The 13,819-nt window shown below is 73.0% G+C and carries 14 protein-coding genes; 8 read left to right on the top strand and 6 right to left on the bottom strand.

The window, feature by feature from the left end:
* Positions 1-24 precede the first annotated feature (24 nt).
* The 3 genes from SSNG_RS10785 to SSNG_RS10775 all read left to right on the top strand — a co-directional run bounded on the left by SSNG_RS10785 (position 25) and on the right by SSNG_RS10775 (position 2,971).
* Positions 25-1,476 carry an aldehyde dehydrogenase gene (locus SSNG_RS10785; protein ID WP_007263853.1) on the top strand — a complete coding sequence of 484 codons (1,452 nt, stop codon included), beginning with the start codon at positions 25-27 and terminating at the stop codon, positions 1,474-1,476.
* A complete protein-coding gene (locus SSNG_RS10780; protein ID WP_007263852.1) occupies positions 1,476-1,718 on the top strand; it encodes a ferredoxin in 243 nt (80 codons plus the stop codon). The genes SSNG_RS10785 and SSNG_RS10780 overlap by 1 nt, the downstream gene beginning before the upstream one ends.
* 650 nt (positions 1,719-2,368) lie before the next feature.
* Complete coding sequence (locus SSNG_RS10775) at positions 2,369-2,971, top strand: DJ-1/PfpI family protein (RefSeq protein WP_007263851.1); 603 nt, start codon at positions 2,369-2,371, stop codon at positions 2,969-2,971.
* A gap of 532 nt (positions 2,972-3,503) precedes the next feature.
* Here the strand turns inward: SSNG_RS10775 and SSNG_RS10770 are convergent.
* Positions 3,504-4,193, bottom strand: coding sequence for a TetR family transcriptional regulator (locus tag SSNG_RS10770; RefSeq protein WP_007263850.1), 690 nt, complete (start codon positions 4,191-4,193; stop codon positions 3,504-3,506).
* A gap of 242 nt (positions 4,194-4,435) precedes the next feature.
* On the opposite strand from SSNG_RS10770, the gene SSNG_RS10765 reads away from it, so the two are divergent.
* From SSNG_RS10765 to SSNG_RS10745, 5 genes are all read left to right on the top strand, one after another.
* Positions 4,436-5,746 (top strand): glycosyltransferase family 4 protein, encoded by a 1,311-nt coding sequence (locus tag SSNG_RS10765; RefSeq protein WP_042800850.1) that lies wholly within the window; start codon positions 4,436-4,438, stop codon positions 5,744-5,746.
* 149 nt (positions 5,747-5,895) lie between these two features.
* Positions 5,896-6,639 (top strand): class I SAM-dependent methyltransferase, encoded by a 744-nt coding sequence (locus SSNG_RS10760; protein ID WP_007263848.1) that lies wholly within the window; start codon positions 5,896-5,898, stop codon positions 6,637-6,639.
* Positions 6,636-7,724, top strand: coding sequence for a hypothetical protein (locus SSNG_RS10755; protein WP_007263847.1), 1,089 nt, complete (start codon positions 6,636-6,638; stop codon positions 7,722-7,724). The genes SSNG_RS10760 and SSNG_RS10755 overlap by 4 nt, the downstream gene beginning before the upstream one ends.
* A 400-nt stretch (positions 7,725-8,124) precedes the next feature.
* Positions 8,125-8,763 (top strand): hypothetical protein, encoded by a 639-nt coding sequence (locus tag SSNG_RS10750; protein WP_042800849.1) that lies wholly within the window; start codon positions 8,125-8,127, stop codon positions 8,761-8,763.
* Positions 8,764-8,788: 25 nt separating this feature from the next.
* On the top strand, positions 8,789-9,193 hold the full coding sequence (locus tag SSNG_RS10745; RefSeq protein WP_129593298.1) for a hypothetical protein: 405 nt from the start codon (positions 8,789-8,791) through the stop codon (positions 9,191-9,193).
* Here SSNG_RS10745 and SSNG_RS10740 read toward each other — a convergent pair.
* The 5 genes from SSNG_RS10740 to SSNG_RS10720 all read right to left on the bottom strand — a co-directional run bounded on the left by SSNG_RS10740 (position 9,190) and on the right by SSNG_RS10720 (position 13,492).
* The gene (locus tag SSNG_RS10740; protein ID WP_007263844.1) at positions 9,190-9,651 is read right to left on the bottom strand and encodes a hypothetical protein; all 462 of its coding nucleotides are present in this window, start codon (positions 9,649-9,651) and stop codon (positions 9,190-9,192) included. The genes SSNG_RS10745 and SSNG_RS10740 overlap by 4 nt on opposite strands.
* Positions 9,652-9,691: 40 nt before the next feature.
* On the bottom strand, positions 9,692-10,702 hold the full coding sequence (locus SSNG_RS10735; RefSeq protein WP_007263843.1) for an LLM class F420-dependent oxidoreductase: 1,011 nt from the start codon (positions 10,700-10,702) through the stop codon (positions 9,692-9,694).
* 144 nt (positions 10,703-10,846) lie between these two features.
* The gene (locus tag SSNG_RS10730) at positions 10,847-11,632 is read right to left on the bottom strand and encodes a DUF5336 domain-containing protein (protein WP_007263842.1); all 786 of its coding nucleotides are present in this window, start codon (positions 11,630-11,632) and stop codon (positions 10,847-10,849) included.
* A gap of 117 nt (positions 11,633-11,749) precedes the next feature.
* On the bottom strand, positions 11,750-12,739 hold the full coding sequence (locus tag SSNG_RS10725; protein ID WP_007263841.1) for an N-acetylmuramoyl-L-alanine amidase: 990 nt from the start codon (positions 12,737-12,739) through the stop codon (positions 11,750-11,752).
* 105 nt (positions 12,740-12,844) lie between these two features.
* Positions 12,845-13,492: a class I SAM-dependent methyltransferase gene (locus tag SSNG_RS10720; protein WP_007263840.1), complete on the bottom strand. Its 648-nt coding sequence runs from the start codon at positions 13,490-13,492 to the stop codon at positions 12,845-12,847.
* Between the last annotated feature and the right edge of the window lie 327 nt (positions 13,493-13,819).

Below are 13,819 nucleotides of genomic sequence, written 5' to 3'. Positions count from 1 at the left end.
TGCGCAGCCCTGGAGGCATCGGACATGACCGAGCTCGTGGAACACGGCCAACTGTTCATCGGCGGGGAATGGACCGATCCGCTGGGCACCGACACCATCCGGATCGTCTCCCCCCACACCGAGCAGGTCATCGGCAGCGTCCCCCACGCCTGCGAGGCGGACGTGGACCGGGCCGTGGCCGTCGCCCGCAAGGCCTTCGACGAGGGGCCCTGGCCCCGCCTGTCCCTGGAGGAGCGGATCGCCGTCGTCTCCCGCATCAAGGACGCCATCGCCGTCCGGCACGAGGAGATCGCCCGCTCCATCAGCTCCCAGAACGGCTCCCCGTACTCCTGGAGCGTCCTCGCCCAGGCGCTCGGCGCGATGATGGTCTACGACTCCGCCATCAAGGTCGCCGCCGCCTACCCCTACGAGGAGCGCCGCCAGGGCGCGCTCGGCCCGATCCTCGTACGCCGCGAACCCGTCGGGGTCGTCGCCGCCGTCATCCCGTGGAACGTCCCCCAGTTCGTGGCCGCGGCGAAGCTCGCGCCCGCGCTGCTCACCGGCTCCTCGGTGATCCTCAAGCCGTCGCCCGAGGCCCCGCTGGACTCCTTCATCCTGGCGGACATCGCACGGGAGGCCGGGCTGCCGGAGGGCGTGCTGTCGATCCTGCCCGCCGACCGGGAGGTCAGCGAGTACCTGGTCGGGCACCCCGGCGTCGACAAGGTCGCCTTCACCGGCTCCGTCGCCGCCGGCAAGCGGGTCATGGAGGTCGCCGCCCGCAACCTGACCCGGGTCACCCTCGAACTCGGCGGCAAGTCCGCCGCCGTGATCCTGCCGGACGCGGACCTGGCGGTCACCGTGGCGGGCATCGTCCCCGCCGCCTGGATGAACAACGGCCAGGCGTGCGTGGCGCAGACCCGGATCCTCGCCCCGCGCAGCCGGTACGAGGAGGTGGCCGAGGCCCTCGCGGCGGCCGCCGGCGCCCTCGTGGTCGGCGACCCGCTGGACCCGGCGACGCAGCTCGGGCCGCTGGTCGCCGAGCGGCAGCAGCAGCGGTCGCTGGACTACATCCGGATCGGCCAGGAGGAGGGCGCGAAGGTCCTGGCGGGCGGCGGCCGGCCGGCCGGCCTGGAGCGGGGCTGGTACGTGGAACCCACCCTCTTCGGCGACGTCGACAACTCGATGCGGATCGCCCGCGAGGAGATCTTCGGCCCGGTCGTGTGCCTGATCCCGTACGGGGACGAGGCGGAGGCGGTACGGGTGGCCAACGACTCGGAGTTCGGCCTGAGCGGCAGCGTCTGGACGGCCGACGTGGAGCACGGCATCGACTTCGCCCGGAGCGTGCGCACCGGCACCTTCAACGTGAACACCTTCAGCCTGGACATGCTGGGCCCGTTCGGCGGCTACAAGAACAGCGGCGTAGGACGGGAGTTCGGCCCGGAGGGACTGAGCGAGTACCTGGAGCACAAGATGATCCACCTCCCGGCGGGTGCGTGATGGGGGACCGTGGGGACCGCTGGCAGGTCGAGGTCGACCGGGGGGTCTGCATCGGCTCGGGCATGTGCGTGACCCACGCCCCCGACGCCTTCACCCTCGACTCGGCCCGCCAGTCCCACCCCCGGTCGGCGGAGACGGACGCCAACGAACCCACCCTGACGGCCGCCGAGGGCTGCCCGGTGGAGGCCATCCTCATCACCCTGTCGGCAACGGGCGAGGCGGTGTTCCCGCCGGAGGAGTGAGGGGGGGTGGGTGGGGCGGGGCGGGGCGGGGCGGGGGCGGTATCCCCTTGGGCGGTCTCAGAGTGGGTTGGGGGCTTCCCGTCAGTCCCATCGTCCTTCCGGTTCGGGCCGGTCCCTCAAGGGCGCTCCTTCGTCGCGTCGCTACGCGATCGCCTTCGGCGACCCTTGACCGACCGACCCGAACCGGAAAGCCGAAAGACTGCCGGGAAACCCCCAAAGAAACGGCACGGGGCAGAGAAGCGAGGAGCGGCTCCCTCAGCGATGAGACGAGGGGCCGGGGCTTGGCCGGCCAGGCATCCGGGCCCTCGACAGTCGCCGTTCCGGGCCGGGGGCGCGACTACCCGCACGAGAAGGCGAACAGAGCAGCCCAGGAAGCCGACAGGCGCGACAGATCGCTACGCGCTCCTCTCGTCTCAGCGTCCGACGACCGCCTGTGGCTGATACCCGCACCAGAGGGCGAACAGAGCGGCCCAGGGAGCCGACAGGCGCCACAGATCGCTACGCGCTCCTCATTTCTCAGCGTCCGACGATCGTCTCGGGCTGGTCGTCGGCGGGCAGGAGGCTGACGAAGGGGTCCACATGCTGGCCTTCGTGATCACTCGGCGGGGCTGCGGTGCGAGACTGCCGGCCTGTCTATCAAGGGAGTTGTGATGCAGGTAGCCGTTGTGACCTTCGACGGGTTCAACGAACTCGACAGCTTCATTGCCTCGGCGTTGATCAGCAAGGCCGGTCTCAAGGCCTACATCACGACGCCCACCCCCGTCGTGACCTCGATGAACGGTGTCGAGGTGACCGGCCAGCGGTCGATGGACTTCGTGACCGAGGCCGATGTCGTACTCATCGGCAGCGGTGTGAAGACGCGCGACGTGGTCGCCGACGACCGGCTGCTCTCCATGCTGCCGCTCGACCCCTCCCGACAGCTGATCGGTTCGCAGTGTTCCGGTGCGCTGGTCCTCGCGAAGCTCGGACTGCTGGGTGACATGCCGGCGTGCACGGACATGACGAGCCGCCCGTTCGTCGAGGCCGAGGGGGTGACCGTCCTGGACGCCCCCTTCCACGCCGAGGGGAACATCGCCACCGCCGGCGGCTGCCTGGCGTCCCAGTACCTGGCCACCTGGGTCATCACCCGCACCCTCGGTGAGGAGGCCGCGCGCGCCGTCATCGACTACGCCGGACCGGTCGGTGAGAAGCTCGAAACCGTCGAGCGTTCCCTCCGCGCCGTCCGCGCCGGTGAGGCCGCGCTGACGTCCTGAAATATCAGCCCGAGACGACCGTCGGTCGCCGTGATCAGAGAAGCGCGTAGCGATCTGTCGCGCCTGTCGGCTTCCTGAGCTGCCCTGTTCGCCTTTTGGTGCGGGTAGCGGCCACAGGCGGTCGTCGGACGCTGAGACGAGAGGAGCGCGTAGCGATCTGTCGCGTCTGGGGGCTTCCCAAGGGGCTCTGTTCGCCTTCTCGTGCGGGTAGTCGCGCCCCTGGCCCGGAATCACAGATGTGAGGGCCCGGATGCCCGGCGGGCCGGCCCCCGGCACCGCGCCTGGTCCCTGAGGCGCCCGCCCCTCCTCCTCTGGACCGTGCCGTTTCTTTGGGGGTTTCCCGGCAGTCTTTCGGCTTTCCGGTTCGGGTCGGTCGGTCAAGGGTGGCCGAAGGCCATCGCGTAGCGACGCGACGAAGGAGCGCCCTTGAGGGACCGGCCCGAACCGGAAGGACGATGGGACTGACGGGAAGCCCCCAACCCACTCTGAGGCCGTCCCGGGGGCTACCGCCCCCACCCCCGCCCCGCCGGAATCAGGCCTTTCCGGCCCGACTCCCTCGCCCGGCCCCGGCCCCGGCCCCGGCCCCGGCCCCGGCCCCGGCCCCGGCCCCCGCCCCCGCCCCCGCCCCCGTCAGGTCGATCAGCCGGCACACCGTCTCGATGTCGATCTTCACCTGGGCGATGGACGCCCGGCCCGAGAGCCAGGTGATCAGGGCCGAGTGCCAGGTGTGCTCGATGACGCGGACCGCCGAGAGCTGTTCCGCCGTCGGTGGGGCGTCGAGGCCCATGGCGTCCAGGATGATCGCCGTCGTCAGCCGGGAGACCGTGTCCACCTCGGGGGACACGCTCCGGTCCGCGAAGGTCAGGGCGCGGACCATCGCGTCCGCGAGGTGCGGCTCGCGCTGGAGGGCGCGGAAGGCGCGCATCAGGGTTTCCGCGACGCGGGCCGCCGGCTCCTCGCCCGCCGGGGGGCGCTTGCGCAGGGTCGTGTGCATGTGCTGGAGCTGGTCCTGCATGGTGGCGACCAGCAGGTGCACCTTGGACGGGAAGTAGCGGTACAGGGTGCCCAGCGCGACGTTCGACGACTCGGCGACCTCCCGCATCTGCACGGCGTCGAAGCCGCCCCGGCTGGCCAGCTGCGCGCTCGCGTGCAGGATCCGACGACGGCGCGCCTCCTGGCGCTCCGTCAGGGGAGGCGTCACGGTCTTCGCTTCCGCTGTCATGTGTCCCGTTCCTGGCGTTCCGTTTCCTGGTGTTACGTGCCGTTGCGGCGGCTGATTCCGGGATGGTCCGGGGGTCAGCATGTCAGGCGTCCGAGTCGTGGCGCGAATCACCTGCTCCGCCTCTTACGGTGTGGTTTCCGGCCGGTAGATTCAATGGTCTTCAGAGGATCAACTCTGAAACTTGTTCTACATTATCCGAGCGGTTACGCTCCGGCGAAAGTGCAGTGAGAAGGGGGCCGAGAGTGTCCGCAGAGGCCATGGTGGCGAGCCCTTTCCCGGGTTCCGCCACCGACGGCGACCGCCCGTTGCGCATCGCACTGCTCACCTATAAGGGGAACCCGTTCTGTGGCGGCCAGGGCGTCTACGTCCGGCACCTCTCGCGGGAGCTGGTGAAGCTCGGGCACTCCGTCGAGGTCATCGGCGCGCAGCCCTATCCGGTGCTGGACACCGGGGCCGCGCTCACCGAGCTGCCGAGCCTGGACCTGTACCGCAGCCCCGACCCGTTCCGCACTCCCAAGCGCGACGAGTACCGGGACTGGATCGACGCCCTGGAAGTCGCGACGATGTGGACCGGCGGCTTCCCCGAGCCTCTGACGTTCTCGCTGCGCGCCCGGCGCCACCTCCAGGCCCGCGCGGGCGAGTTCGACGTCATCCACGACAACCAGACCCTCGGCTACGGCCTGTTGGGCGACCTCGGCGCGCCCCTGGTGACCACCATCCACCACCCCATCACCGTCGACCGCAAGCTCGACCTCGCCGCCGCGAAGGACCGCAAGAAGCGCGCCTCCGTGCGGCGCTGGTACGCGTTCACGCGCATGCAGGGCCGGGTGGCCCGCAGGCTGCCCTCCGTGCTGACGGTCTCCGGTTCCTCCCGGCAGGAGATCGCCGAGCACCTCGGGGTGCGCGACGACCGCATCCACGTCGTGCACATCGGCGCGGACACCGACCTCTGGTCGCCGGACCCGTCCGTCGCGGAGGTTCCCGGGCGGATCGTGACGACCTCCAGCGCCGACGTCCCCCTCAAGGGGCTCGTCCACCTCGTCGAGGCCCTCGCCAAGCTCCGTACCGAGCGCCCCGACGCCCATCTCGTCGTCGTCGGCAAGCGCGCCGAGAGCGGGCCGGTCGCCCGCGCGATCGAGACGTACGGGCTCCAGGACGCGGTGCGGTTCGTCAAGGGCATCACCGACGCCGAGCTCGTGGACCTGGTGCGCAGCGCCCAGGTCTCCTGCGTACCCTCCCTCTACGAGGGCTTCTCGCTCCCGGCGGCCGAGGCCATGGCCACCGGCACCCCGCTGGTCGCCACGACCGGCGGGGCCATCCCCGAGGTGTCCGGTCCCGACGGGGAGACCTGCCTGGCCGTGCCGCCCGGTGACGCGGGGGCGCTGGCCGGTGCGCTGGGCCGGCTGCTGGGCGACGCGGAGCTGCGTGCCCGTCTGGGGGCCGCCGGGCGGGAGCGGGTGCTGACCCGGTTCACCTGGGCCAAGGCGGCCGAGGGCACCGCCGCGCACTACAGAGCCGCCATCGCGCAGGCCGCCGCCGCCCGGACCCGGTGAGCGGCGCGCCCCAGGGCCCCCGCGAGCACCGTCCGCAGCACCCGTAACACCCGCATGACCCCGCTCCACCCGCACCACCCCGCACCACCCGCATGACCCCGCTCCACCCGCACCACCCTTCACCCCCGTGACCGCGAAGGCAGGACCCCGTGCTGACCGTCGATTTCTCCCGGTTCCCGCTCGCCGCAGGCGACCGTGTGCTCGATCTGGGCTGCGGCGCAGGCCGGCACGCCTTCGAGTGCTACCGGCGCGGCGCCCAGGTCGTCGCCGTCGACCGCAACGGCGAGGAGATCCGCGAGGTCGCCAAGTGGTTCGCCGCCATGAAGGAGGCCGGTGAGGCCCCGGCCGGCGCCACCGCCACCGCCATGGAGGGCGACGCGCTGGCCCTGCCCTTCCCGGACGAGTCCTTCGACGTCGTCATCATCTCGGAGGTGATGGAGCACATCCCCGACGACAAGGGCGTCCTCGCCGAGATGGTGCGCGTGCTCAAGCCCGGCGGCCGGATAGCGGTCACCGTCCCGCGCTACGGCCCGGAGAAGATCTGCTGGGCGCTGTCCGACGCCTACCACGAGGTCGAGGGCGGCCACATCCGCATCTACAAGGCGGACGAACTCCTCGCCAAGATGGAGGCCGCGGGCCTCAAGCCGTACGGCACCCACCACGCGCACGGCCTGCACTCCCCGTACTGGTGGCTCAAGTGCGCCTTCGGGGTGGACAACGACAAGGCGCTGCCGGTCAAGGCGTACCACAAGCTCCTGGTCTGGGACATCATGAAGAAGCCCCTCGCGACCCGGCTCGCCGAGCAGGCCCTCAACCCGGTCATCGGCAAGAGCTTCGTGGCGTACGCGACCAAGCCCCACCTGCCCGTCGGCGCGACCGGCTCCGCCCAGTGAGCTCGCCGGAGCGCACCGTGCCCGAGCACCTCGTCCTGGACGGCGTGCTGACCGCCGAAGAGGCGGCGCGGACCGTCGCCGGGATCCTGGCCGTGCAGCGCGCGGACGGGGCCATACCGTGGTTCCGGGGCCACCACCTCGACCCGTGGGACCACACCGAGGCCGCGATGGCCCTGGACACGGCGGGCGAGCACGAGGCGGCCGAGCGGGCCTACGCGTGGCTGGCCCGGCACCAGAACCAGGACGGCTCCTGGTACGCGGCGTACGCGGACCGGCCCGACGGCGTGGACACGGCCGTGCCGCAGGACGCGGGCCTGGAGACGAACTTCGTCGCGTACGTAGCCGTCGGCGTCTGGCACCACTACCTGGCCACCGGTGACGACACCTTCGTGGACCGGATGTGGCCGGTGGTCGTCGCGGCCGTCGAGTTCGTCCTCGCGCTCCAGCAGCCGGGCGGCGAGATCGGCTGGAAGCGGGAGGCGGACGGCACGCCCGTCACGGACGCCCTGCTGACCGGCTCCTCCTCGATCCACCAGGCGCTGCGCTGCGCGCTGGCCATCGCGGACCACCGCGGCGACCCGCAGCCGGACTGGGAGCTGGCGGCGGGTGCGCTCGCGCACGCGATACGCCGGCACCCGGAGCGGTTCCTGGACAAGGACCGCTACTCGATGGACTGGTACTACCCGGTGCTGGGCGGGGCGCTGTCCGGGCCGGAGGCGAAGGCGCGCATCGAGGGCCGCTGGGACGAGTTCGTCGTCCCGGACCTGGGGGTGCGGTGCGTGCTGCCGAACCCGTGGGTGACGGGCGGGGAGTCCTGCGAGCTGGCGCTGACCCTGTGGGTGATGGGGGAGTCGGACCGGGCGCTGGAGGTCCTGCGCTCGATCGGGCACCTGCGTGCCGAGAACGGCATGTACTGGACGGGGTACGTCTTCGAGGACCGGGCGGTGTGGCCGGTGGAGCAGACGGCCTGGACGGCGGGTTCGCTGCTGCTCGCGGTGGCGGCGCTGGGCGGGGACGAGGCCACCGGGGAGGTCTTCGGCGGGCTGGCCCTGCCGGCGGGCCTGGAGCCGGACTGCTGCCGTTGAGCTGCCGCTCCTGAACCGGGGCGGGCCGTGGGCCGGAGCCGTGGGCCGGGGCCGCAGACCGTGGCCGTGGGCCGGAGCCGCAGACCGTGGCCGTGGGCCGGAGCCGTGAGCCGGGGCCGCAGACCGTGGCCGCGGGCGGGAGCCGTGGGCTGGAGCCGCAGACCGTGGCCGCGGGCCGGAGCCGCGGGCCGGAGCCGTGGGTCGGGGCCGCGGGATGGGGGCCGCGGGCCGGAGCCGTGGGAGGGCCCGCGGGAGGGGCCGCGGGAGGGCCCGCGGGGTCGGGGGCCCGGGGCCGGGCGTGCCGCAGGCTCCGGGGGACCCCCCGAACGGGTCGCCCCGGTGGTGGTGTCCGGTGCCCCGGGTGAGGCTGCGGGGGACACCTCAGTCCCCGGAGGCAACCGTGGCCGTACCCGCAACCGTCCGTATCCGTCGAGCCCTCACGGCGGTGGTGCTGTCCACCGCGCTGCTGGCCGGTGCCACCGCGTGCGGCGGCGGTGGCGACCGCGGGCAGCGGGAGGAGATCTCCTCGGCCGCCGCCGCCGAGCTGGCGGTCCTGGCCGTGGCGGAGCCGGACGCGGCCGCGGCCGACGAGCTGGCCGCCGCGACGCCGTCGCCGACGACCCCGGCGGAGAGGCAGAAGTTCGCCAAGACGCGGTTCGTGGCCAACGCCGGGCTCGCGGCCGGGGCGACGTACCAGTGGATCGTGAAGCCGTACCGCGAGGGCAAGTTCAAGAAGGGCGCGAAGGGGCGTACGTTCGCGCTGATCAAGGCGGGTCTGGCGGGTGCCTTCGCGTACAACCGGCTGAAGGCGGCCGCGGAGAACGCCAAGGGCGACCCGCTGCTGTCGAAGGCGATGGTCCCGCTGACGGCGGGCATCGAGTCCCTCAAGGGGCTGGCCACCAAGCTCCGCAAGGGCGAGGCGGGCGACGCCGACATCGACGCCTTCGACAACGTCATCAACGGCGTCAAGGAAGCCGGCAAGAACGCGGGCGCCGTGGTCACCGACAAGGTGCCGAGCACCTCGCAGCTCACCGGCTGATCCGCCGCCTGTTTGAATGGCCGGTGTGATCGAGTTCCTGTTCCTCTCCCTCGCGGCCGCCGGCGTGGGCTGGCTGCTGCGCCGCAAGCAGCGCCAGCGGGTCGCGGCCGACAGCCCCGCCGGGATCCCGGGCATGGCCCGGACCCCGGCGGGCGGCGGCCGCTGGCGTTCCGGCCGGCTGTACGCGGACCGGGGCGCCGCCCGCTGGCAGCCCGGCCGGGGCCCGGCCGTGTCCCTGGCGGGCGCCCGGGCCACCGCCGTACGGATGCCCTCCGTACGGGAGGGCATCTCCATCAACCCGGGCTCGCGGATCGTGGCCTGCGCCCTGGAGGGCGGCGGGACGATGGAGATCGCCGTGATGCCGCTGGACCTGCGCGGGCTCCTCGAAGCCGTGCCGGAGGCGACGGACCGGCCGGAGCCGACCGACTAGACCGGGTCGGGCATGGGGAACCAGTCCGTCCAGCTGCCGTCGTGGTGGCGGGACTTCACGAAGCGCCAGCCGTCGTTGCCCTCGACGGAGAGGCTGAACTGCCAGGGGTCACCGCCGCTGAAGCGGTCGATGACGACGATGCTGCTCCTGGCGGTGCCGCCCATGGACGACCAGTGGGTCCAGTCGCCGTCGGAGTCGGTCCAGCGCGTCCACACGGCGTTGTCCGTGCCGACCAGGAACTGCTGCTTGCCGCCGTCGGGCAGCTTGTGCTTGGTCACCCCGTACTGGCAGATGTAGACGGCCCCGCCGCCGGCCTTGCAGTGGTCGGCCGCGTCGGCCGGAGCGGTGGCAAGGGCCAGGCCCGCGACGGTGGCGGCCGCGAGGACGCCCGCCTTGATCCGGTTGGTGCTGATGGCTGTTCCCCTTTGTGGAGCTGTGCGTCGGTGGTCGTGCACCATGCTCCGGCGCGGCGCAAACGCTTCGCTAACGTCCGCCTGCTCAGCCGTTGAGCTCTGCCAGCACCCGCAGGGTGTGCGGGTCCGGGGCCGTGACCAGCAGGTCCGTGACGGGGCCCTTGCGCCACAGCTCCAGCCGCTCCGCGATCCGCTCGCGCGGGCCGACGAGGGAGATCTCGTCCGCGAACGCGTCCGGAACGGCGAGCACCGCCTCCTGTCTGCGCCCGGCCAGGAACAGCTCCTGGACGCGCCGGGCCTCGGCCTCGTACCCCATGCGGCCCATCAGGTCGGCGTGGAAGTTGCGGGCGGCGTGGCCCATGCCGCCGATGTAGAAGCCGAGCATCGCCTTGACCGGGAGCAGTCCCTCGGCCACGTCGTCGCAGACCTTGGCGCGGGCCATCGGGGCGATCATGAACCCGTCGGGGAGGTCCGTCAGCGAGGCCCGGTAGACGTCGGTGCGGGTGGGTGACCAGTAGAGGGGGAGCCAGCCGTCCGCGATGCGGGTGGTCTGGGCGATGTTCTTCGGGCCCTCCGCACCCAGCAGCAGCGGGAGGTCCGCTCGCAGCGGGTGGGTGATGGGCTTGAGGGGCTTGCCGGTGCCGGTGCCGTCCCCGCCGCGGTAGGGGTGGCTGTGGAAGCGGCCGTCCAGGGTGACGGGGGCCTCGCGGCGCAGCACCTGGCGTACGACGTCCACGTACTCCCGGGTCGCGGTGAGCGGGCTCGCGGGGAAGGGGCGCCCGTACCAGCCCTCCACCACCTGGGGTCCGGACAGGCCCAGGCCCAGCATCATCCGGCCGCCGGAGAGGTGGTCGAGGGTGAGGGCGTGCATGGCGGTCGCGGTCGGGGTGCGGGCGGCCATCTGGGCGATGGCGGTGCCGAGCCGGATGCGGGAGGTGTGCGCGGCGATCCAGGTGAGCGGGGTGAAGGCGTCGGAGCCCCAGGCCTCGGCGGTCCACACCGAGTCGTAGCCGAGGCGCTCGGCCTCGGTGGCGAGGTCGAGGTGGGCGGGGGCGGGCCCGCGGCCCCAGTAGCCGAGTGCGAGTCCGAGGCGCATGTACGGTCCCCTCAGCGAGCCTGATCTGACGATGTGTCAGCTGACGTCAGGCGACTGTAGGGCACGCGCGCCCCGCCGGGAAGTGCGGCGACCCCCCGCCCCGGGTCGGGGCGGGGGGCCGTGGGCCGTGGCGGCGGGGCCGGGTCAGCCGCGCTGGATGCCGGAGGTGTCGTTCAGGACGCCGCGGCGGCCGTCCTGGGTCTGCGCCACCAGCGCCGACGGGCCGCGCTGGTCGACGGCCAGGTACCAGGTGCCCGGCGCCAGCTCCGCGACCGGGACGGGGGAGCCGTCCTCGCCGTAGAGGGGCCGGGCCACCGGCACCGCGAACCAGAACGGAGTGAAGTCCGCCGCCGGGGCCGACTCCTGCGGGCCGGACGCCGGGGTGCCCCCGTACGGCGGGGCCGGCTGCGGGGTGGTCCCGTAGCCCTGCGGCTGCTGCTGCCCCGGGTAGCCGTAACCGGTGCCGGGCTGGCCGCCGTACGGCTGCGGCGCGGCGGGCCGCGGCTCGGGCACGAGCGGCCCGGCCAGCGCGGGGATCTTCGTACCGGCGACGGCGACGCCCGCCAGGGCGAGGTTGGCGAGGAAGGCGATGATGCTGCCCGCGCCCAGGTCCCACTTGGACGGGCAGGTGATCAGCGACCACAGCGAGGCCCAGGCCGCCGCCACGGCCAGTACGGTGCCCCACGCCGTCAGGGTCAGGTTCCCGAGCTTGCGGCCCTCGGGCTGGAAGCGGGCCCCGATCAGCAGCCCGGCGGCGATGAAGCCGGTCAGGAAGACGGTCGGCAGCGCCAGCCCGAAGAAGTCCGTGTCCCACGCACTCGGGAGGTCCAGGAGGGTGGCGGAGTAGAAATCGAGGAACGAGGCGATGAACAGCAGGACCGCTGCTCCGATCACCACGCCGTCACCTCGCGTGAGGGAGCGGATGTTCACGTCTGGGAGTGTCCTTCTCGGTCTTGGCTGGGGCGAGCGGGCGCCCCCATGGTACGGAGCTTCGCGCGGCCGAGAGGATCGGGGCGGCGAGCCGCCCCGGGACGACTGCCCCGTGAACTACCCGCCCAGGAAGCCCGTGATGCCGTCCGCGATGCCCTGTGCCGCCTTCTGCCGCCAGTCCGGACTCATCAGCTGCGCCGCGTCCTTGTCGTCACGCATGTTGCCGCATTCGAGGAACACCTTCGGCCGGGTCGAGAGGTTGAGCCCGCCCAGGTCGTCCCGGACCACCAATCCGGTGCCGCTGCCCAGGTAGTTGGCGGGGGAGGAGCCGGTGGTGCGGCCGAAGTTGTTCGCGATGCGTTCGCCGAGGTCGCGGGAGGGGCCGACGATCTTCGCGGTGTCCGCCGCGCCGCCCTTGACCCGGGCCGGGAGGATGACGTGGAAGCCCCGGTTGCCGGCGGAGGCGCCGTCGGCGTGCACGGACACCACGGCGTCGGCCGCCGCCTCGTTCCCGATCCGGGCCCGCTCGTTGATGCAGGGGCCCCACGGGCGGTCTCCCTCGTGGGTGAAGACCACCTTGGCGCCCTTGGCCTCCAGCAGGGCGCGCGCCCGGCGGGAGACGTCGAGGGAGAACTCCGCCTCCATGTAACCGGAGTTGGTGGTGGTGCCGGTGGTGTCGCACTCCTTGCGGTTGGTGCCGATGTCCACCAGCTTGTTGATCTCGGCGGAGTGCCGGAAGTTGCCCGTGTTGTGGCCGGGGTCGATGACCACGGTCCGGCCGGTGAGCGGGCCCTTCGCGGGGGCGGCGGCCCCGGAGGGGCTCTGCCGGGCCGGGCTCGCGGCCGCGCCCGGGCCCGGCGTCGGGGAGGCGCTGGCCTTGGCGTCCGACCCCGCCGTGGTGTGCGAGGCGGCGAGCGGCGTGCCCCCGGGCTGCCGCCCGCCGGACTCGGAGCCGGTCAGGACCTGGGTCAGCACCCAGCCCGCCAGACAGGTCGGGGCGAGCGCCGCCAGCGCCACCGTGAGGGCGGGCCGGCGCGCGAACCAGGGCCGGTCCGGGCTGATCGAGGACCGGGACTCGGGAAGCGGGGGGCTGTCGTCGTAGCGCACGTCGCGATGCTAGAACGCCCGGGCGGGCCCCGTACGGACCATGGGCCATCCGGGGGCGTGGTGTGATTGTCGTCTTATGCCCCGCCGCGCCCCGGGCGGCGGTCCCTAGACGCCCGCGCCGGTGCGCCGCAGCACGCGCAGGGAGTCCGTCACCGAGACCTCCTCGAAGGCGCCGGAGGCCAGCGCGCGCAGGTAGATCCGGTACGGGGCCTGGCCGCCGTCGGCCGGGTCCGGGAACACGTCGTGGATCACGAGCGTGCCGCCCTCCGCGACGTGCGGGGCCCAGCCCTCGTAGTCGCCGGTGGCGTGCTCGTCGGTGTGGCCGCCGTCGATGAAGACGAAGCCGAGCTTGCCGCCCCAGGCCGCGGCGACCTGCGGGGACCGGCCGACGATCGCGATGACGTGCTCCTCCAGACCGGCCCGGTGCAGGGTGCGGCGGAACGTCGGCAGGGTGTCCATCAGCCCGATCTCGGGGTCCACGACGCCCGGGTCGTGGTACTCCCACCCGGGCTGCTGCTCCTCGCTGCCGCGGTGGTGGTCGACGGTGATCGCGGGGACGCCCGCCTCCCGGGCCGCGTCGGCCAGCAGGATGGTGGAGCGCCCGCAGTACGTGCCCACCTCCAGCAGCGGCAGCCCGAGGGCCGCGGCCGCGGCGGCCGCCTCGTACAGGGCGAGGCCCTCGCGTACGGGCATGAACCCCTTGGCGGCCTCGAAAGCGGCGAGGGTCTCCGGCTTGGGGGCGGCGGCTGCCATGGGTGTTCCTCCGGCGATGAGCGGGTGTGGCGGCCCATGGTGCCCTACTGCCGGGTAGGGCACCATGCCGGGGTCGCTGCGCTCGCGCCGCCGCTCCCGCTCCAGGAGGTGGTGCCGGCGCGGATCGCCCGGACGGTGAAGTCCCCCGGGGCGGTGGCGAGGATCCGGGTGAGCTTCGTCCGCGGGTTTCCTTCCCGGCTACTTGAGCAGGCCGCCGAGGGCGGTGGCGTCGGCCGGGGCCGGGGAGAGGCCGGTGACGAGGGCCGGCGACCTGGCGCTTTCGCGTCCTTGACGGTGGGGGTGAGGAAGCGCAGCGAGAGCAGGTTG

Source organism: Streptomyces sp. C (assembly GCF_000158895.1).
GTDB classification, from domain to species: Bacteria; Actinomycetota; Actinomycetes; order Streptomycetales; family Streptomycetaceae; genus Streptomyces; species Streptomyces racemochromogenes.
The sequence above is the reverse complement of the archived record's forward strand: the minus strand, read 5'-3'. Positions and strand labels throughout refer to the sequence as shown.